Raw genomic sequence first — 18,112 nt, 5'->3', positions numbered from 1 at the left:
GTCTGTCACGACGGTGCGTGGCAGACCTTCGGCACGGCCTCGGCAAACGGTGTTTTCACCTCTTCGAGTTCCGCGCTCTCGATGTGCAAGGGCGTGAAAGGCGGCTCCTGGATGGCGGCATTGACGATGCGCGTCACATAGCATCCGGCAAAGATGCGCTCCCTGCCGTCCTTGTCGACGGAGCGCACGGCGACGGGCACCGGCGCATACAGGCTGCCCGCAGCCCCTTCCTGCGTGACTACGCCGGTCTTCACCTCGACATCGACCGTCTTTTTATAGCCCTCAACGAAGCTCGCATAATCTCCCGCCGGCGGCTTGTCGCCGAAATAGGCATAGGCGCGCGCATATTCTTTCCGTTCGATCGCATTGTAGAGCGACTGGACAAGCTTGGCGCCATCCGAGCGGTCGTCGACATAGGGCGCATCCTGCGCGAGAGCGACAGCCGGCGCGGCAACGGCGCCGGCGAGGAGGCTCCCTGCGACGAGGAAAATAGCGCAAGAGCGGGTCTGATGAAGCATGGTCGGTCCTCGTAATGGGGTGGCGTGGTGATGGCAGTGCGCGCAGGTGCCGGATGTGGGTGCCTGTAACGGGTCGAATGCCAGCGCTGCCCTCTACATGATGCACACACGTTTGCTGTAAAGCGCAAGGCGGCGGATTGTTTGCAGGGAACGACCATCCGCCTTCCGGAAAGCGAAGAGACCTGCGACATGCGGCGAATCTGCGACCGCTCGGTGAGCCGGATGCAAATGCGGCAATCGCTTAAATGCAAGCAATCTCTGCAACGCTGTTTTTGCGCCTTCTCGCTAGTCTCGGCCCATCACGGTTTGCCAGGGGGGCGATATGGCGCTGAAAATGCTTTTTGCAGAGTTCATGACGGTTGCGATGCGAGCGACGCCGCTCTTTCCGAAGTCTGGCGCCGTGCGCCCGGTCGCCCGTGGCAGGCGGCCCATGATCGCCTCCCCGGCCATCGACCTGCCGATGCTGCCCGCCCCCATCGATCCGGCCTGGATTGTTTCCGGTACACCCGTCGCACGGCTTGCCGAGCACTCCCGCAGCCATGACGACGCTGCCGTCACCGCCATGTGGGACTGCACGGCCGGCGAGTTCAATTGGTATTTCGGCTGGGACGAGACGGTCGTCATTCTCGAAGGCGAGGTGCATGTGACGGCCGAGGACGGCACCGAACAGACCCTGCGCGCAGGCGATATCGGATTCTTCAACGGCGGCACCTGGGCAAACTGGCGCATCGACACCTATGTGCGCAAGATCGCTTTCTGCCGCAAGCCGTTCCCCGAGCCTGTGGTGCTGGCCTATCGCCTGCGCGACCTGCTGCGCGGGGAGGCGCCGAAGCCTGCGCTCGCGGCCTGATCGGAGCGGCCGGAAAGCCGAGCGCATTCTGCCGGCGCGCCTGGTCGCACGGAGAAGACCGCGACTTTCGGGGGCTCCTGCCGGTTGCCTTTGGCCCGCCGGCATCCTACGTCATGAGGCCCGCCGGACATGCGGCGGATCGGTGACAGGGGAAGACTATGGCATTCACCAGGACGGCACTCCGAAACGTCGCGGTTCAGATGGACCACGTCTCCACCATCAATATCGCGGGCGACTCGACCTTTGCGATGAGCCTGGAGGCCCAGAACCGCGGCTACCGGCTGTTTCACTATACGCCGGATCGGCTGTCCTTGCGTGATGGGCAGGTCTACGCCACGGCGCAACCGATGATCCTGCGTGACGTGAAGGGCGACCACTTCACGCTCGGCGAACCGGAACGGCTGGATCTGTCCACCATGGACGTGGTGCTGCTGCGCCAGGATCCGCCGTTCGATATGGCCTACATCACCTCGACGCATCTCCTCGAGCGCATCCATCCGAAGACATTGGTGGTGAACGATCCCGCCTGGGTGCGAAACTCGCCGGAAAAGATCTTCGTCACCGAATTCCCGGACCTGATGCCGAAGACACTGATAACCCGCGATCCGGCCGAGATCGCCAAGTTCCGCGAGGAAATGGGCGATATCATCCTGAAGCCGCTTTACGGCAATGGCGGCGCCGGCGTCTTCCACGCCACCCGCGACGACCGCAACATGTCGTCGCTGCTCGAAATGTTCGGGCAGATGTTCCGCGAACCCTTCATTGCCCAGGAATATCTCCCGGCTGTGCGCAAGGGCGACAAGCGCATTCTTCTCGTCGATGGCGAGCCCGTCGGCGCCATCAACCGTGTCCCGGCAGAGCACGATGCGCGCTCCAACATGCATGCTGGGGGTAAGCCCGAGCCGACCGAGCTGACGGCACGCGAGAAGGAAATCTGCGCCCGCATCGGCCCGGCATTGCGCGACCGCGGCTTCCTGCTCGTCGGCATCGACGTCATCGGCGGTGTCATGACGGAGATCAACGTCACGTCGCCGACCGGCATCCGCGAGGTCAGCACGTTCGGCGGTGCCGACATTGCAGGCCTTTTGTGGGATGCGATCGAACGCAAACGCGCCTGAGCCGCGCCGTTCCGGGCGTCATGCTGGGTGGTCCGTGAACGGGCGAACCTGTGTTTTGTGACCCGGGTTGTAAGGGTTTCAACCTCCTATACGTGTCGAGTTGCGGCTGTTCGGCAGATGTTCTTGTTTTATTCCAATCGACGTGTAATGTGAGACATATCTCATAAACATATCGATTGGAGGAACGAGGCATGGTGGCACGGGTCAGCACGGTAGCGTTCCAAGGGATTGAGGGCGTTCCCGTCGACGTGCAGGTGATGGTCGCGCCCGGCAAGGTCGGCGTGCAGATCGTCGGACTGCCGGACAAGGCCGTGGCCGAAAGCCGGGAACGCGTGCACGCCGCCCTGCATGCCTCGGGCCTTTCCCTGCCGCCGAAACGCGTGACCATCAATCTGGCGCCGGCCGACCTGCCGAAGGAAGGCAGCCATTTCGACCTGCCGATCGCGCTCGGGCTCATGGCGGCATTGGGCGCAATCCCGCCGGACGCGTTGACGGACTACGTCGTCATCGGCGAGCTCAACCTTGACGGCACGATCGCGGCGGTCGCCGGCGCGCTGCCCGCAGCGATCGGGGCGAATGCGATCGGCAAGGGGCTGATCTGCCCGGCCGACAGCGGCGCGGAGGCGGCCTGGGCCGGGGCTGAGATCGACATTCTCGCGCCCCGCAGCCTCATCGCGCTTGCCAATCACTTCCGTGGCACGCAGGTGCTGACCCGCCCGGAGCCCGCTATCCGCGCGATACCCGCGAACATGCCGGATCTCGCCGATATCAAGGGTCAGGAAAGCGCCAAGCGCGCCCTCGAAGTGGCTGCGGCCGGCAACCACAATCTGCTGATGGTCGGCCCACCCGGTTCGGGCAAGTCGATGCTGGCGGCGCGTCTTCCATCGATCCTGCCGCCGCTGTCACCCGGGGAGCTCCTGGAAGTCTCGATGATCCATTCGATCGCCGGACAACTGCCGGGCGGCAAGCTTTCGGATCGTCGTCCCTTCCGCACGCCGCACCATTCCGCCACCATGGCAGCGCTCGTCGGCGGCGGCCTGCGCGCACGGCCGGGCGAGGCCTCGCTTGCCCATCACGGCGTGCTGTTTCTGGACGAATTTCCGGAGTTTACGCCGCAGGCGCTGGATGCCCTGCGCCAGCCGCTCGAAACGGCCGAATGCATCATCGCCCGGGCCAATCATCGGATCAGCTATCCCGCCGCCATCCAGCTGGTGGCGGCGATGAATCCGTGCCGCTGCGGCATGGCCGGCGAGCCGGGGCACAGCTGCGCCCGCGGTCCGCGCTGCGCCAGCGACTACCAGGCGCGCATTTCCGGTCCGCTGATGGACAGGATCGACATTCGCATTTCCGTGCCGGCCGTGTCGGCGGCCGACCTGCTCCGTCCGGCACCGGCCGAAACCAGTGCCGTGGTTGCGGCGCGCGTCGCCCGTGCCAGAGCGATCCAGATCGAGCGTTTTATCGATTACGGCATGCCCCGTATCACATCCAATGCGCGCTGCACGACGGCGATGATCGAGCGGATGGCCGAACCCGACGCGGCCGGGCTGCAGCTTCTGCGGGATGCGGCCGAACGAATGGCCTTTTCCGCTCGTGCCTATCATCGCGTCTTGAAAGTGGCCCGTACGCTTGCCGATCTCGACGGCGCTGCGAGGGTCGGGCGCATCCATCTTGCGGAGGCCATTTCGTATCGCGTGACGGGAGACCGCATGACCAGTGCGGCGTGAGACACGTGCATCGTTGTGCCTTGGTGTTGGCGCTTAACGCCGAGAGGAACAGCGGGCCTTGGTCTATTGAAGGGTCGGCGGTTCTTCGTCCCCGAAGAACGAGCGGATACCTTCCCGCGCCACGGTTGCCAGGAACTCGTCAAAGGCTTCGCGATCGGTCGGGAATGGGTCTTCCCACTCCGTCACGTCCTCCTCCTGCGTGAGCACCAGCATCCGCCAGTCGAGATTCGTGCCGGCCGGACGCGAAATGTCGACCAGGACAGTCACGCCGTCTTCGGTAAATTCGCCGGAAAGCTCCGAATATTCCATTTCCGGCTCATTGTCGTTCGACATGGGTTCTTGCTCCTCTTCATCGTGTGGTCATCCGGACGTCCTATTGCGAGCTACCCGTCTGCGTCTGCCGGTGCTGTCGGTGGTGCGTTCGGTGATGTCGCTCGGACTCGGTGCTCTACATCTGCCACGCGAAAATCTCACCGTCATGGGCCGCTGCGGCGTGTGGCGACCGGCAGATCCGCGACGGCCGCAAGCAATGTGATATCGCGTTCCCGAACATCCGGCGTGATCTCGACGGTCCGCAGCCCGAACCAGGCCTTCAACGCATCGACGGCTGCGCCATGCGGTGGCGGGTAGGAGGATAGCCCCAGCACCCAGCCGCGCAGGATATCGCGGTCAATGCGGCCTTTTTCATATTGCTGTTGCATGCGGCGAACGGCGATCGCGAGATCTTCCTGCGTTTTCACGGGTGCAGGCCGGGCGAGATGCTGACGGGAAGGATCGTTGATGTCACGCGTGTCTACCATGGTCGGTGCCGCGTCCGGCGGCTCTCTGGCAAAACCCTATGGCAAAAGCCCGAAGACCGAAACCGGTTCGACGAAAAATCCTTGTGCTCAGGCGGCACGTCGGAAGGAGGAGAGGGCGGGACGCGGATGCCGCGAGCATGCGACTCGCGAGCTTCGACGCAGCCGCCAAACGTCATAAAGCCCCGACGGGCGGGGCTTTATGGCTAGGCGATCGGTCGAATCGGCTCAACGCAGCCCGAAAAATGACAGGACGGCGAGAACGACGACGACCAGTCCGACGATGTAGATGATATTGTTCATGACGGGTTCCTTTGTTTGACATGTAACAAACGCGTGATTCCGCGTTTCGTTCCAATTTGCACGCAGCAGGAGCAGCCCGTTCCCGGCCATATCGCGCGTTGCCGCAAATATTCGTTACGCTGCATATGCACTTCAATTTTTCGAAGCGCAGGTTGTAAGCGCCGCATCGCCGGAGGCGTCTCGGACACCCGTTGTGCTCGTTGAGAGGCGGCGCGACGCCTGCAACGGTCTGCCTGCGCCTTGAGAGGCGATGCTCTCGCGATACGCCACGCCCGGCGTTCCCCGTCGCTTCTGTTTAAAAGAGTTGTATTTCGATATTCAGATATGTCTTTTTTTCATATGAAAATATTCTCGTCGACGGACATAAATATTTCTTGGCACTGGCAATGAACGCGATCTTGGATTACATGAATATCTAAGAATATACTTTCTGATGTATTTTGTGGTGTTATGTAACGTGGCGATGCCTGCGGCTTCGGCGTAATGTCAGAAGCGTACAGATGTCCGTGACGTGGTGGCGAAGTCGTTCAGTCTGCCGCATAAGCTTCAAAATACCAGCGTGTGGAGCAATGGTATGAGTCCGGGCTCTTCCCCGGCGAGGAATGACCATGGCGCCACTGGAACGAGAAAGCGTCCGCAACAATCTGCTTCGAACGATGGCGCCGGACATTTTTTCAAGGCTTCAGCCGCTGATGGAGCGCGTGGATCTTCCCGCGCGGCACCTTCTCGTGGAGCCTCATGTTCCCACAGCTTATGTGACCTTCCTCGAGAGTGGCCTTTGCTCGCTGGTGGCCACAAGCACGGACGCCGAGGATATCGAGGTCGGTCATGTCGGGTCCGAGGGCCTCGCCGGCGCTCATATCCTGCTCAAGGTGAAAAGCACGCCGAATCGGGCTTTCATGCAGGCGCCCGGTTCCGGGATCCGCGTTCCCTCGGAAGCCATGCTCGACATCCTTCAGGACAGCGACACCAACACGCTGCTGATGAACTACATTCACTGCTGCGAGATCCAGGTCGCCCATTCCGCGCTCGCCAATGCGCGCTACAACATGCATGAGCGACTCGCGCGCTGGCTGTTGATGTGCCACGACCGTATTCATGGCGACGATCTTCCGCTGACCCATGAATTCCTGTCGATCATGCTGGGCGTGCGGCGTTCCGGCGTGACCAATGAGCTGCATGTCATCGAAGGCATGAAAGCCATCAAGGCGACCCGCGGCAATATCCGGATCCTCGATCGCAAACGTCTCGAGGATATCGCCGGCGCCTCGTATGGCGAGCCGGAGAAGGAATATGACCGTCTGATCGGCCGCACCGTCTCGTCACGGCGCTAGGGTACGGTCGCTTTCCGCGAAAGCCGGCGTCTTGTCCGTCTCGGCACGCACCAGACATCGGCGTTTCCGACAGTTCGAGCCTGCCTGTGCGCTTTCGTACGCTCCGCACGGACGGGGAACTTCCCTCCGCAGGTGTAATTCCTGAGACAACGTTCTCGGAAGGCACCTGATATGACGAGCACACGCCTGGAAACGCAGGCCGCAGACGCCTTCGTTCCCGAACCGGACACCGCGACCCTTTGGGTCGAGCGGATGGCGCGACGATTCTACCGCTCTCCGGACGACGTCCGAGACCTCGTCTCGAAGACAGTAGGGTTGATGGATCCTGGATCGGATGCGCAGACCGATGCCGACTATCGTCTTCGGGCCTTGCACATCATGCGCGGCCTCGTGCTCGATCGCTGCGCCTTCGATCGCGAGCTCGGATAAGAGGAAAGGGTCGTGACGCCGAGCGAATCGTCATGCCTTTCAGTGACGCGCCATGCCGTCATTCTGGCGGGAAAGCCGGTCGATGATCTCCAGGATTTCGTCCTGATCGGCCGACAGGCAGAAGCCTGGCGTTGCAGGATCGCGAAGTCCATCCGGCAGGAGGAACAGGAACGGTACGTGGGCGTCGTCCAGCCTGTCGGCAAGGCGTTGCGTCGGGCCGGCCTCCGCATCGAGAACGATGAGCACGCCGTCCAACCGAAGACAATCGTCCATACGGGCTCCGCCGACATCGACAGGGCCGAGAAGATCGGCTCCGGCGAGGTGCCAGGCGATCCGGACGGGCAGGATGTCGGCTGCTTGCGGCGCGCCGACCACAAGGATCTGGAAACGTCTGGCCGACCGTATCGTCACGGAACGTTCAGTCCGACACGGACTGCCCTCTGTTGGATCTGACAGGCCCAACCCGCCTCGGCCGCTTTAGTTCGCAGTCCGTGTGCGGGACGCGCCGTTTCGCGCATGGTATCGTGGACAGCGCGTCTTGAGAGTGATGACCGTCTGTTTCGGCCTATCCGACAACCCCGGGCGGGCACCTGTCTGCCCATCGAACACTCGTGGCCGGACGGCTTTCCTCAAGGGGGCAAGGTCGTTAACGCCCCCTTAAATCGCCGCATTTACAGTTCACCGCACCCTGCGACGGCTCGGGCGGCTCGCCGGTCGTTCTTTCCTCGGCGCACACACGGAGCGGTCACATCCCGGTATGGCAGGCAAATCTCGTTCACGTCCCCGCATCGACCCGTCCTTTTCGAGCGGAGACGACGACGGTCTTCGCGTCGATGCGAGCGACCGCGTGAGCGGACGGCCTTCCACCAAGACGTCGGCGTCGACACGTTCCAAGGCGAAGAGCGGCAAGGCGCCGCGCCGATCGCTCAAGGGGCGTGGCGGGCGCCGAAACAGCGGGGGTGGTTTCTTTGGCGTCGTCCGGTCGCTCGTCTACTGGTGCATCGTCGCCGGCATCTGGGGCGCCATGGGCATTGGCGGTCTCGTGCTTTATTACGGCTCGCGCATGCCGAACGCGACGAGCTGGAGCATCCCGGAACGGCCGCCGAATGTGAAGATCCTTGCGGTCGACGGCGACACGCTTGCCAATCGCGGCGCGACCGGAGGCGAGGCCATCGCGCTCGAAGACATGTCGCCTTTCATTCCCCAGGCTGTCATGGCCATCGAGGACCGGCGGTTCTATTCGCATTTTGGCGTCGATCCCCTGGGTCTCGCCCGCGCCGTCTTCACCAATGTCACCACCGGGCGCATGGTGCAGGGCGGCTCGACGCTGACGCAGCAGCTGGCCAAGAACCTGTTTCTCTCGCCGGAGCGCACGCTGGAGCGCAAGGTGCAGGAAGTGCTGCTCGCCTTGTGGCTGGAACAGAAATACTCCAAGGACCAGATCCTTGCGATGTATCTGAACCGCGTCTTCTTCGGTTCTAATGCCTATGGTGTTGAGGCCGCGTCGCAGCGCTACTTCAACAAGTCCGCCCGCGACGTCAATCTTGGCGAAGCTGCCTTGCTTGCGGGCCTCCTGAAGGCGCCCTCGCGCCTGTCGCCGGCGCGTGATCCGAAGGCTGCCGAACAGCGTGCCCAGGTGGTGCTGGGCGCCATGCGGGAAGAGGGGCTGATCACCGACGACGAGGTAAAGACCGCGATGTCGCAGCCGCCGACCAAGGCGAAGAGCTTTTGGTCCGGTGCACAATATTATGCCGCCGATCTCGTCATGGACCAGCTTCCGGGCCTTGTCGGCACGGTCAAGCAGGATCTGGTCGTGGAAACTACGCTCGATCTCGATCTTGAAAAGAAAGCCGAGAAGACGCTGTCGGCGATCCTCAAGGAAAGCGGAACGAAGTCGCGTGCCTCGCAGGCGGCGCTCGTTTCGGTGGATGCGACCGGCGCCATCCGCGCTCTGGTCGGCGGGCGCGACTATGCCGACAGCCAGTTCGACCGAGCGGTCAAGGCCAAGCGCCAGCCCGGTTCGGCTTTCAAGCCCTTCGTCTATGCCGCGGCCATGGAGATCGGCCGCACACCCATGTCCATCCGCAACGATGCGCCCGTGCGGATCGGCAAGTGGACGCCGGAGAATTACGACCAGAAGTATCGCGGGGAGGTGTCGCTGGCCGATGCCCTCGCCAACTCGCTGAACACCATCGCAGCGCAGCTGGTCATGGAAGTGGGACCGCCCCAGGTGGCAAAGCTCGCTCATCGGCTGGGTATCGAATCGGAATTGCAGGCCAACGCCTCGATCGCGCTCGGCACGTCCGAGGTCAGTCTGCTCGAGCTTACCTCCGCCTATGCGCCTTTCATGAACGGCGGCTTCAAGGCGACGCCGCATATCGTCAAGCGGGTTCTGACGACGGATGGCAAGGTTCTCTACCAGAATACCTATGACAATCCGCCACGTGTGCTCGACCCCGAGATCGTTTCGGAAATGAACCAGATGATGGTGGGCGTGGTGGAGCACGGCACGGGCAAGAACGCCAGGCTCAAGGGCTGGCAGGTCGCCGGCAAGTCCGGCACCACGCAGTCCTTCCGCGATGCCCTGTTCGTGGGCTTCACCAACAATCTGACGACGGGCGTCTGGTTCGGCAACGATGACGGCACCTCCATGAAAAAGGTGACGGGCGGTGGCCTGCCGGCCAAGGCCTGGGCAACCTATATGGCGGAAGCGCATGCAGGGCTGACGCCTTCGCCCATCTTCGGAACGAAAGGCATCCAGCCGTCCTTCGACGATCCCGGGATCCAGCGCACCATCGGCGACGTCATTTCCGGTGCCTTCGGACACAAGCCGGTGGACGTCTATCCGGATGCTCCCGTGGCGGATGCCGAAATGCCGCCATCGCCGGGCGGATCCCAGAATGCCGCGGCGGATGCCGCTGAGGGGGGATTGGTGCCGCCGGCCGATGTCGGCCAGACCACGGGCGCCACGCCACCGACGCGCCGCACCACCCTGTTCGACATCCTGACCGGGGGTTGACGGCGCGGGCGGGACGTGCGGGTCGAAATCCGGCCTAAACTCTTTCGGCTCCGCATTTCTTTTCACCGCCTTCAGGGCTCGCAACGCCTTGCACAGCAAAAAACCCGTCCTTATATACGCCGCACGTCCAAGGCTTTCGGGCCGCGGCTCACCACGACAAGAGCATCCCTAGGGACTGTCGCACGAATGCCTGACCGGGTTCCGACAGTCCGCTGCAAGGAGAGAACGACATGGCAAAAGTAATCGGTATCGATCTGGGAACGACCAACTCCTGCGTCGCCGTCATGGACGGCAAGGACGCGAAGGTCATCGAAAACGCGGAAGGCGCGCGCACGACGCCGTCCATGGTCGCCTTCTCGGATGATGGCGAGCGCCTCGTTGGCCAGCCGGCCAAGCGCCAGGCCGTGACCAACCCGGAAAACACCCTCTTCGCCGTGAAGCGCCTGATCGGCCGCCGCTATGAAGATCCGACCGTGACGAAGGACAAGGCTCTCGTGCCGTTCAAGATCGTCAAGGGCGACAATGGCGACGCATGGGTGGAAGCCGGCGGCAAGAACCAGTCTCCGTCGCAGGTCTCGGCCATGATCCTTCAGAAGATGAAGGAAACCGCCGAATCCTACCTCGGCGAAAAGGTCACGCAGGCTGTCATCACCGTTCCCGCCTACTTCAACGACGCTCAGCGCCAGGCCACCAAGGATGCCGGCCGCATCGCCGGTCTCGACGTGCTGCGCATCATCAACGAGCCGACGGCTGCTGCGCTCGCCTATGGCCTCGACAAGACCGAGGGCAAGACGATCGCTGTCTACGATCTCGGCGGCGGCACCTTCGACGTCTCGGTCCTGGAAATCGGCGACGGCGTCTTCGAAGTGAAGTCGACCAACGGCGACACCTTCCTCGGCGGTGAAGACTTCGACATGCGTCTCGTCGAATATCTCGCTGGCGAATTCAAGAAGGACCAGGGCATCGACCTGAAGAACGACAAGCTGGCTCTGCAGCGCCTCAAGGAAGCTGCCGAAAAGGCCAAGATCGAACTGTCCTCGTCGCAGCAGACGGAAATCAACCTGCCCTTCATCACGGCGGACGCATCCGGCCCGAAGCACCTGACGCTGAAGCTGACGCGCGCAAAGTTCGAAGCGCTCGTCGACGATCTCGTCCAGCGTACGATCGCGCCCTGCAAGGCAGCGCTGAAAGATGCCGGCGTTTCGGCCTCCGAAATCGACGAAGTCGTGCTTGTCGGCGGCATGAGCCGCATGCCGAAGGTGCAGGAAGTCGTGAAGCAGCTGTTCGGCAAGGAGCCGCACAAGGGTGTCAACCCGGATGAAGTCGTCGCGCTTGGCGCGGCCATCCAGGCCGGCGTTCTCCAGGGCGACGTCAAGGACGTGTTGCTGCTTGACGTGACCCCGCTTTCGCTTGGCATCGAAACGCTCGGTGGTGTTTTCACCCGTCTGATCGAACGCAATACGACGATCCCGACGAAGAAGAGCCAGACCTTCTCGACCGCCGAAGACAGCCAGTCGGCCGTGACCATCCGCGTCAGCCAGGGCGAGCGCGAAATGGCAGCCGACAACAAGCTGCTCGGCCAGTTCGACCTCGTCGGCATTCCGCCGGCACCGCGTGGTGTTCCGCAGATCGAAGTCACCTTCGATATCGACGCCAACGGCATCGTCAACGTTTCGGCGAAGGACAAGGGCACCGGCAAGGAGCACCAGATCCGCATCCAGGCATCGGGTGGTCTGTCCGATGCCGACATCGAGAAGATGGTCAAGGATGCCGAGGCCAATGCCGAGAACGACCGGAAGCGCCGTGATGGCGTCGAGGCGAAGAACCAGGCCGAAAGCCTGATCCATTCGTCCGAAAAGTCGCTGAAGGAATATGGCGACAAGGTCACCGAAGCCGACCGTGCCGCCATCTCCGACGCGATTGCCGCGCTGAAGACGTCGGTCGAAGCTTCTGAGCCGGACGCCGAGGATATCAAGGCGAAGACCCAGACGCTGCTGGAAGCATCCATGAAGTTGGGCCAAGCCATGTACGAGTCGCAGCAGACCGAAGCGGCCAATGCCGATGCCGCAGCGGATGCCGCTCGCGACAACATCGTCGATGCCGACTACGAAGACGTCAGCGACGAAGACGGTCGCAAGAAGTCGGCCTAAGACATCAGGGCCTCGCGCTATGCGATGACGCACGAAACAGGGCCCGGAGCACATGTTCCGGGCCTTTTTCATAAGTGTCGAAAGAATACGCAGGCGCTGATTCTGCCTTCATTTCGTCGAAAAAGCCGGCGTTGGCATAGATTCGCTATGGTATCGGCCGCCGGGATTTCCTAAATCCTTATCAACGGCATTCGGCGATACGGCACCTGGCCGAACGACCTCTGGCTGATCAAACTTGGCTGACCGAACTTTGGCTCAATGAAATCTGGCGACGACCGACGTCCGGTCCTGTCGCCGCGGTTCAACGGGATACGCGCGACCACATGAAACGTGATCTTTACGAAACACTCGGTGTTGCAAAGACAGCCGACGAGAAGGAGCTGAAAAGCGCCTTCCGCAAGCTGGCGATGAAATACCACCCGGACAAGAATCCGGGCGATGCGGAAGCGGAAAAGACCTTCAAGGACATCAATCAGGCCTATGAGACGCTGAAGGATCCCCAGAAGCGCGCGGCCTATGACCGCTACGGCCACGCTGCGTTCGAGCAGGGCGGAATGGGCGGCGGCGGAGGCATGGGCGGCGGTGCGGCCGGCTTCTCCGATATCTTCGAGGACATCTTCGGGGAGATGATGGGCGGCGGACGCCAGCGCCAACGCTCGTCGGGTGGCCGCGAGCGCGGCGCCGATCTCCGCTACAACATGGAGATCACGCTCGAGGAAGCCTATGCCGGAAAGACCGCGCAGATCCGGGTTCCCACCTCCATCACCTGCGACGTCTGTTCCGGCTCGGGTGCGAAGCCCGGCACGAAACCGACGACCTGCGGCACCTGCCAGGGCTCCGGCCGTGTGCGTGCCGCCCAGGGTTTCTTTTCCATCGAGCGGACCTGCCCGACCTGCCAGGGCCGTGGTACCATCATTCCGGACCCCTGCACCAAGTGTCATGGCCAGGGTCGCGTGACGGAAGAGCGCTCGCTGTCGGTCAACATCCCTGCCGGGATCGAGGACGGCACTCGTATCCGCCTGTCGGGCGAGGGCGAGGCTGGCCTTCGCGGCGGCCCTTCGGGCGACCTCTACATCTTCCTGTCGGTCAAACCGCACGAGTTCTACCAGCGTGACGGCGCAGACCTTTACTGCAGCGTGCCGATATCGATGACGACGGCGGCGCTTGGCGGCAAGTTCGACGTGCAGACGCTCGACGGCACCAAGTCGCGCGTCACTGTTCCCGAGGGCACGCAGGCGGGCAAGCAGTTCCGTCTCAAGGGGAAGGGCATGCCGGTGCTGCGCTCGACGCAGGTCGGCGACCTCTACATCCAGATCGGCATCGAGACGCCGCAGAAGCTGACCAAGCGCCAGCGCGAACTGCTTGAGGAGTTCGCAGAGATCTCGTCGAAGGACAACAATCCCGAATCTGCCGGTTTCTTTGCCCGGATGAAGGAGTTCTTCGAGGGCTGACCGCGCGCCGTCGGCATGCTCGATCCTGACCGATGAGGCCGGATGCCATGGGCTCCGGCCTTTTCGTTTCCGCGACGCTCATTGCTCTCAACACCCTTATTGCCCTTGCCACCCGCTGCCCCATCTTCTCGGTCTGAACGGGATAAGACAGGACGAGAGGATGCCGCCGTGACCTATGCGCTTTACTACTGGGAGGGCCTTCCTGGCCGCGGGGAGTTCGTGCGACTGGCGCTGGAACAAGCAGGCGCAGACTATGTGGACATTGCCCGGAGCCGAGACGGGACGGACACGATGCTGGACATCATGGAAGCCGACAGCGCGGCCGCGCCGTTCGCGCCGCCTTTCCTGAAGGACGGCAACCTGATCGTCTCCCAGACGGCGAATATCCTCTTCTATCTCGGCCGTCGCCTCGGCCTGGCTCCGGAAGCCGAAGGCGATCGGCATCGCCTCAACGGCCTGCAGATGACGATCGCCGATATGGTCGCCGAGGCGCACGACACCCATCACCCCGTGGCGACCAGTCTCTACTACGAGGACCAGAAGCCGGAGGCCGCGCGCCGCGCCGCCGATTTCCGCAAGGCGCGCATCCCCAAGTATCTCGACTATTTCGAACGTGTTCTCACGGCCAACCCGGACGGGCCGAAGCACATCGTCGGACCGGCGCTGACCTATGGCGATCTGTCGCTCCATCATCTGCTCGAAGGTCTGCATTACGCCTTTCCGCAAGCCATGACGGCCTATGGCGACCGGTGGCCGCATCTCGATGCTCTTCGCCACGAAATTGCGCGCCTGCCGCGCATCACCGCCTACCTCGCCTCGGATCGTCGCATTCCCTTCAATGAGAACGGCGTCTTCCGGCATTATCCCGAGCTCGATGGCGTCGGGGCGGGCGGCGAGGATTGAAAGCGCCCCGCCTGCGGTTCAGGATACTTGTCAGGCATCCCCGGAAAGCCTAGAGCCGGACGACATGCCGCAAAAAGTCTCCCTGTCCCGTCTGAAGCTCGGCGATTTCCGCAATTATGCGGCCTTATCGCTGGATCTCGACGCGCGCCATGTCGTGCTCACCGGCGAGAACGGCGCGGGCAAGACCAATCTGATGGAAGCCGTGTCGTTCCTGTCGCCGGGGCGGGGACTACGGCGTGCCGCCTATGCCGATGTCCCGCGCGTGGGCGCCGGCGCCGGCTTCTCGATCTTCGCCGAAGTCGAGGGCATGCAGGGCGATGTCGAGATCGGTACCGGAACCTTCGGAACGGAGGACGGCCAAGCGCGCCGTCTGCGCCTCAACGGCACCAACGCCAAGGCGATCGACGAACTTCTCGATCATCTGCGTGTCCTCTGGCTGACCCCCGCCATGGATGGGCTTTTCACCGGACCCTCCGGCGACCGCCGTCGCTTCCTTGATCGGCTGGTCCTGTCGCTTGACCCGGATCATGGCCGACGGGCAGCCGACTTCGAGCGGGCGATGCGCAGCCGCAACAAGCTGTTGTCGGAACCCGGCGCCGACCCCGTCTGGCTGACCGGGCTGGAGCGCCAGCTGGCCGAGCTCGGTATCGCCATGGCGCTTGCGCGCAACGAGATGCTCGGCCTTCTCGCCGCCCTCATCGATCGCAGTCCGGACGACGGCTCCTTTCCGAAGGCGGATCTCGCCCTCTCCGGCTTTCTCGACGGCGCATGGGACCGCCCGGCCTTCGATCTGGAAGAAGACTATCTGGAGCGATTGCGCACCGGCCGCTGGCGTGACGGGGCCGCGGGCCGTACGCTGGAAGGCCCGCACCGCAGCGACCTTCTCATCCGCCATCGGGCCAAGAACATCGAAGCCGAGCGCTGCTCGACGGGCGAGCAGAAGGCTCTGCTCGTCGGTCTGGTTCTGGCCCATGCCCGTCTCGTGGCGGACCTTACCGGGCATGCCCCGGTGCTGCTGCTCGACGAAATCGCAGCCCATCTGGATGCCGGCCGCCGGGCGGCCCTGTTCGACATCGTCGATGATCTCGGGGGGCAGGCTTTCATGACCGGCACCGACCGCACCATGTTTTCGGCACTCGGCGATCGCGCCCAGTTCCTGACGGTTGCCAACAGCCAGGTTTTCGAGTGAGGGTCGCTGCATGAGCGATGAACCGACATCATCCACGGCGCCAAGCCTGTCATCTCAGGAGATCGAACGCTATTCGCGTCACATCCTCCTGCCGGAAATCGGCGGACAGGGCCAGCAGGCGCTGAAGGCGGCCCGCGTGCTGGTGGTCGGCGCCGGCGGTCTCGGGGCACCGGTCATCCTCTATCTTGCGGCGGCCGGCGTCGGTACGCTCGGCATCGTCGATGACGACCGGGTGTCGCTCTCCAATCTCCAGCGTCAGGTCATTCACCAGACGTCGACGGTCGGCATGAGCAAAACGGACAGCGCCCGCGATACGGTCGCGCGGCTGAACCCGCATGTGACCGTTCGTCCGCTGCCGTTCCGGCTGACCCCGGACACGGCGTCCGAGACCCTTGTCGGCTATGACGTCGTGGTTGATGGCTCCGACAATTTCGACACCCGTTACCTCGTGGCAGAGGCGGCAGAAACGCTAAAGGTCCCGCTCGTGACCGGCGCCGTCGGCCGGTTCGACGGGTCTCTGACCGTTCTCATGCCCTGGACCCTCGACGCGACCGGCCGCGAGGCGCCGCGCTATCGCGATCTCTTTCCCGAACCGCCGCCGCCGGGCACCGTGCCGTCCTGTGCCGAAGCCGGCATTGTCGGCGCTCTGACCGGCGTCATCGGCACGCTGCAGGCCATGGAGGTGGTGAAGCTCCTCACGGGTGCCGGAGACCCTCTTGTCGGCCGCCTGCTGCTCTATGACGCGCTGGCCGCCCGTTTCGACACGATCCGCTACCGGCGCCGGCATGCGGATCGTTGAGTGTGCCCCGGACTTCAAGGATTGGGCTGACCTGCACGATCTGATCCTCACGGCATTTGCCGGCATGGCCTCGCGCATCGATCCGCCATCCTCCGCGCTCGATCTGACGCCGGAGACACTGCGCGAGAAAGCCAGGCGGGAAATCGTCCACCTTGCCTATGCCGATGACGGCAGCTTGGTCGGCTGCGTCTTCTGTCGACCGGAACCGCCGGAAACGCTCTATATCGGCAAGCTGGCTGTGCGTCCCGACCTGCAAGGAAATGGGCTCGGGCGATCCCTGGTAGAAACCGCGGCCGCGATCGCGACCCATCGAGGATTTTCCCGTCTGCGCCTGGAAACCCGCATCGAACTCACGGGCAATCATTGCGCCTTCTCGGCCATGGGATTTGTGGTGACACGGGAAGGCCGCCATCCGGGATTCGATTGCACGACCTTCATCGAGATGCAGAAACGCGTCTGATTGTCGCTCTCAGTTGCGGCCGGGCAGAACGCGGTCGGGCGGACGGTGTCCATCGAAGAAGGCGCGGATGTTGATGATGACCTTCTCGCCCATGTCGACCCGACTTTCGATGGTTGCCGATCCCATATGCGGCAGAAGAACCACCTTGCCTTCGGAAGCCAGCTTGACGAGCTTCGGATTGACGGCCGGTTCGTTCTCGTAGACGTCGAGACCGGCGCCAGCGATGCGGCCCTCCCGCAGGCATTTGATGAGCGCGGTCTCGTCCACGATGCCGCCACGTGCCGTGTTGACGAGATAGCTCGTCGGCTGCATCAGCTGTAGCCGCCGTGCGGAAAGAAGGTGATAGGTCGCCGGCGTCGAGGGGCAATTGACCGACACGAAGTCGACACGGGCCAGCATCTGGTCGAGGCTGTCCCAATATGTCGCTTCCAGCGACGCCTCGGTCTCCGCGCTGACGCGATGCCGGTTGTGGTAGTGGATCGAGAGGCCGAAGGCTTTGGCCCGGCGGGCGACGGCGGTGCCGATCCGGCCCATGCCGACGATACCGATCCGCTTGCCGGAAATCCGCCGTCCGAGCATCCAGTTGGGCGACCAGCCGGCCCAGTCGTGGCGCCGGTCGGCAAGGATGGCGGCGCCCTCCGTCAGCCGCCGCGGAACAGCCAGAATGAGGGCAAGCGTCATGTCCGCCGTGTCTTCCGTCAGAACCGCCGGCGTGTTCGTCACCGTGATGCCGCGGCGCGCAGCGGCATCGACGTCGATGTTGTCGACGCCGTTGGAAAAGCTCGCAATCAGCTTGAGCTTCGGTCCGGCCTTTTCGATCAGGGCTGCGTCGATCCGGTCTGTGACGGTGGGCACCAGCACGTCGGCCTGTGCGACGGCCAAGGCGAGCTCGTCGTGGCTGCGCGGGGTGTCGTCGATGTTGAGGGTTGCATCGAAAAGTTCGCGCATGCGGGTCTCGACGATGTCCGGCAGCTTGCGGGTGATAAAGACCTTCGGCTTCTGTCTCTGCGTCATCGTCAAATCTCTCCCCGGACCCATGTCAGACGGTGCGCCGCGTTGACGGCTTCT

The 18,112-nt window shown here is 63.2% G+C and carries 17 protein-coding genes; 12 read left to right on the top strand and 5 right to left on the bottom strand.

Features of this window, described 5'->3' with window-relative positions:
• Positions 1 to 5: 5 nt before the first annotated feature.
• Positions 6 to 518 carry a hypothetical protein gene (locus ASG03_RS06545; RefSeq protein WP_062692949.1) on the bottom strand — a complete coding sequence of 171 codons (513 nt, stop codon included), beginning with the start codon at positions 516 to 518 and terminating at the stop codon, positions 6 to 8.
• A gap of 322 nt (positions 519 to 840) precedes the next feature.
• Here ASG03_RS06545 and ASG03_RS06540 point away from each other — a divergent pair, with 322 nt between their 5' ends.
• The 3 genes from ASG03_RS06540 to ASG03_RS06530 all read left to right on the top strand — a co-directional run bounded on the left by ASG03_RS06540 (position 841) and on the right by ASG03_RS06530 (position 4,210).
• Positions 841 to 1,368 carry a cupin domain-containing protein gene (locus tag ASG03_RS06540; RefSeq protein ID WP_062471476.1) on the top strand — a complete coding sequence of 176 codons (528 nt, stop codon included), beginning with the start codon at positions 841 to 843 and terminating at the stop codon, positions 1,366 to 1,368.
• 158 nt (positions 1,369 to 1,526) lie between these two features.
• A complete protein-coding gene (gene gshB, locus ASG03_RS06535) occupies positions 1,527 to 2,486 on the top strand; it encodes a glutathione synthase (RefSeq protein ID WP_062692948.1) in 960 nt (319 codons plus the stop codon).
• Positions 2,487 to 2,677: 191 nt separating this feature from the next.
• The gene (locus ASG03_RS06530) at positions 2,678 to 4,210 is read left to right on the top strand and encodes a YifB family Mg chelatase-like AAA ATPase (RefSeq protein WP_062471470.1); all 1,533 of its coding nucleotides are present in this window, start codon (positions 2,678 to 2,680) and stop codon (positions 4,208 to 4,210) included.
• A 63-nt stretch (positions 4,211 to 4,273) separates the two neighbouring features.
• Here ASG03_RS06530 and ASG03_RS06525 read toward each other — a convergent pair whose 3' ends face one another.
• Both ASG03_RS06525 and ASG03_RS06520 read right to left on the bottom strand, forming a co-directional pair.
• Complete coding sequence (locus tag ASG03_RS06525; protein WP_062471467.1) at positions 4,274 to 4,543, bottom strand: hypothetical protein; 270 nt, start codon at positions 4,541 to 4,543, stop codon at positions 4,274 to 4,276.
• 143 nt (positions 4,544 to 4,686) lie between these two features.
• On the bottom strand, positions 4,687 to 5,010 hold the full coding sequence (locus ASG03_RS06520; protein WP_062471464.1) for a hypothetical protein: 324 nt from the start codon (positions 5,008 to 5,010) through the stop codon (positions 4,687 to 4,689).
• A gap of 908 nt (positions 5,011 to 5,918) precedes the next feature.
• Between ASG03_RS06520 and ASG03_RS06515 the strand changes: the two genes are divergently transcribed.
• A complete protein-coding gene (locus ASG03_RS06515) occupies positions 5,919 to 6,644 on the top strand; it encodes a Crp/Fnr family transcriptional regulator (RefSeq protein ID WP_062692947.1) in 726 nt (241 codons plus the stop codon).
• A gap of 171 nt (positions 6,645 to 6,815) precedes the next feature.
• The gene (locus ASG03_RS06510) at positions 6,816 to 7,073 is read left to right on the top strand and encodes a hypothetical protein (protein WP_062692946.1); all 258 of its coding nucleotides are present in this window, start codon (positions 6,816 to 6,818) and stop codon (positions 7,071 to 7,073) included.
• Between the two features lie 39 nt (positions 7,074 to 7,112).
• Here ASG03_RS06510 and ASG03_RS06505 read toward each other — a convergent pair whose 3' ends face one another.
• Positions 7,113 to 7,484: a hypothetical protein gene (locus ASG03_RS06505; protein WP_156381740.1), complete on the bottom strand. Its 372-nt coding sequence runs from the start codon at positions 7,482 to 7,484 to the stop codon at positions 7,113 to 7,115.
• Between the two features lie 346 nt (positions 7,485 to 7,830).
• Between ASG03_RS06505 and ASG03_RS06500 the strand changes: the two genes are divergently transcribed.
• The 7 genes from ASG03_RS06500 to ASG03_RS06470 all read left to right on the top strand — a co-directional run bounded on the left by ASG03_RS06500 (position 7,831) and on the right by ASG03_RS06470 (position 17,044).
• The gene (locus ASG03_RS06500; RefSeq protein ID WP_062692944.1) at positions 7,831 to 10,092 is read left to right on the top strand and encodes a transglycosylase domain-containing protein; all 2,262 of its coding nucleotides are present in this window, start codon (positions 7,831 to 7,833) and stop codon (positions 10,090 to 10,092) included.
• A gap of 230 nt (positions 10,093 to 10,322) precedes the next feature.
• Positions 10,323 to 12,242: a molecular chaperone DnaK gene (gene dnaK / locus ASG03_RS06495; protein ID WP_062471444.1), complete on the top strand. Its 1,920-nt coding sequence runs from the start codon at positions 10,323 to 10,325 to the stop codon at positions 12,240 to 12,242.
• A gap of 323 nt (positions 12,243 to 12,565) precedes the next feature.
• Positions 12,566 to 13,693: a molecular chaperone DnaJ gene (gene dnaJ / locus ASG03_RS06490; RefSeq protein ID WP_062471441.1), complete on the top strand. Its 1,128-nt coding sequence runs from the start codon at positions 12,566 to 12,568 to the stop codon at positions 13,691 to 13,693.
• A 168-nt stretch (positions 13,694 to 13,861) separates the two neighbouring features.
• On the top strand, positions 13,862 to 14,596 hold the full coding sequence (locus ASG03_RS06485; RefSeq protein ID WP_062692943.1) for a glutathione S-transferase: 735 nt from the start codon (positions 13,862 to 13,864) through the stop codon (positions 14,594 to 14,596).
• Between the two features lie 64 nt (positions 14,597 to 14,660).
• On the top strand, positions 14,661 to 15,785 hold the full coding sequence (gene recF, locus ASG03_RS06480) for a DNA replication/repair protein RecF (RefSeq protein WP_062692942.1): 1,125 nt from the start codon (positions 14,661 to 14,663) through the stop codon (positions 15,783 to 15,785).
• Positions 15,786 to 15,795: 10 nt separating this feature from the next.
• Complete coding sequence (locus ASG03_RS06475; RefSeq protein ID WP_062692941.1) at positions 15,796 to 16,584, top strand: molybdopterin-synthase adenylyltransferase MoeB; 789 nt, start codon at positions 15,796 to 15,798, stop codon at positions 16,582 to 16,584.
• On the top strand, positions 16,571 to 17,044 hold the full coding sequence (locus ASG03_RS06470) for a GNAT family N-acetyltransferase (protein ID WP_062692940.1): 474 nt from the start codon (positions 16,571 to 16,573) through the stop codon (positions 17,042 to 17,044). Before ASG03_RS06475 ends, ASG03_RS06470 begins: the two co-directional genes overlap by 14 nt.
• A gap of 9 nt (positions 17,045 to 17,053) precedes the next feature.
• Here the strand turns inward: ASG03_RS06470 and ASG03_RS06465 are convergent, their stop codons facing one another.
• On the bottom strand, positions 17,054 to 18,058 hold the full coding sequence (locus tag ASG03_RS06465) for a 2-hydroxyacid dehydrogenase (RefSeq protein WP_062600811.1): 1,005 nt from the start codon (positions 18,056 to 18,058) through the stop codon (positions 17,054 to 17,056).
• Positions 18,059 to 18,112 lie beyond the last annotated feature (54 nt).

The sequence above is a fragment of the Rhizobium sp. Leaf341 genome (assembly GCF_001424325.1).
In the GTDB taxonomy this organism is placed as follows: Bacteria; Pseudomonadota; Alphaproteobacteria; order Rhizobiales; family Rhizobiaceae; genus Ferranicluibacter.
This window is presented reverse-complemented; position numbering and strand designations above follow the sequence as displayed.

Excerpts from the sequence above, each read along its gene's own strand:
- ASG03_RS06540 (WP_062471476.1), top strand. The coding sequence starts at position 841 with ATGGCGCTGAAAATGCTTTTTGCAGAGTTCATGACGGTTGCGATGCGA.
- gshB (WP_062692948.1), top strand. The coding sequence starts at position 1,527 with ATGGCATTCACCAGGACGGCACTCCGAAACGTCGCGGTTCAGATGGAC.
- ASG03_RS06465 (WP_062600811.1), bottom strand. The coding sequence starts at position 18,058 with ATGACGCAGAGACAGAAGCCGAAGGTCTTTATCACCCGCAAGCTGCCG.
- ASG03_RS06520 (WP_062471464.1), bottom strand. The coding sequence starts at position 5,010 with ATGGTAGACACGCGTGACATCAACGATCCTTCCCGTCAGCATCTCGCC.
- dnaK (WP_062471444.1), top strand. The coding sequence starts at position 10,323 with ATGGCAAAAGTAATCGGTATCGATCTGGGAACGACCAACTCCTGCGTC.
- ASG03_RS06475 (WP_062692941.1), top strand. The coding sequence starts at position 15,796 with ATGAGCGATGAACCGACATCATCCACGGCGCCAAGCCTGTCATCTCAG.
- dnaJ (WP_062471441.1), top strand. The coding sequence starts at position 12,566 with ATGAAACGTGATCTTTACGAAACACTCGGTGTTGCAAAGACAGCCGAC.
- ASG03_RS06500 (WP_062692944.1), top strand. The coding sequence starts at position 7,831 with ATGGCAGGCAAATCTCGTTCACGTCCCCGCATCGACCCGTCCTTTTCG.
- ASG03_RS06510 (WP_062692946.1), top strand. The coding sequence starts at position 6,816 with ATGACGAGCACACGCCTGGAAACGCAGGCCGCAGACGCCTTCGTTCCC.
- ASG03_RS06530 (WP_062471470.1), top strand. The coding sequence starts at position 2,678 with ATGGTGGCACGGGTCAGCACGGTAGCGTTCCAAGGGATTGAGGGCGTT.
- ASG03_RS06545 (WP_062692949.1), bottom strand. The coding sequence starts at position 518 with ATGCTTCATCAGACCCGCTCTTGCGCTATTTTCCTCGTCGCAGGGAGC.
- recF (WP_062692942.1), top strand. The coding sequence starts at position 14,661 with ATGCCGCAAAAAGTCTCCCTGTCCCGTCTGAAGCTCGGCGATTTCCGC.
- ASG03_RS06470 (WP_062692940.1), top strand. The coding sequence starts at position 16,571 with ATGCGGATCGTTGAGTGTGCCCCGGACTTCAAGGATTGGGCTGACCTG.
- ASG03_RS06515 (WP_062692947.1), top strand. The coding sequence starts at position 5,919 with ATGGCGCCACTGGAACGAGAAAGCGTCCGCAACAATCTGCTTCGAACG.
- ASG03_RS06525 (WP_062471467.1), bottom strand. The coding sequence starts at position 4,543 with ATGTCGAACGACAATGAGCCGGAAATGGAATATTCGGAGCTTTCCGGC.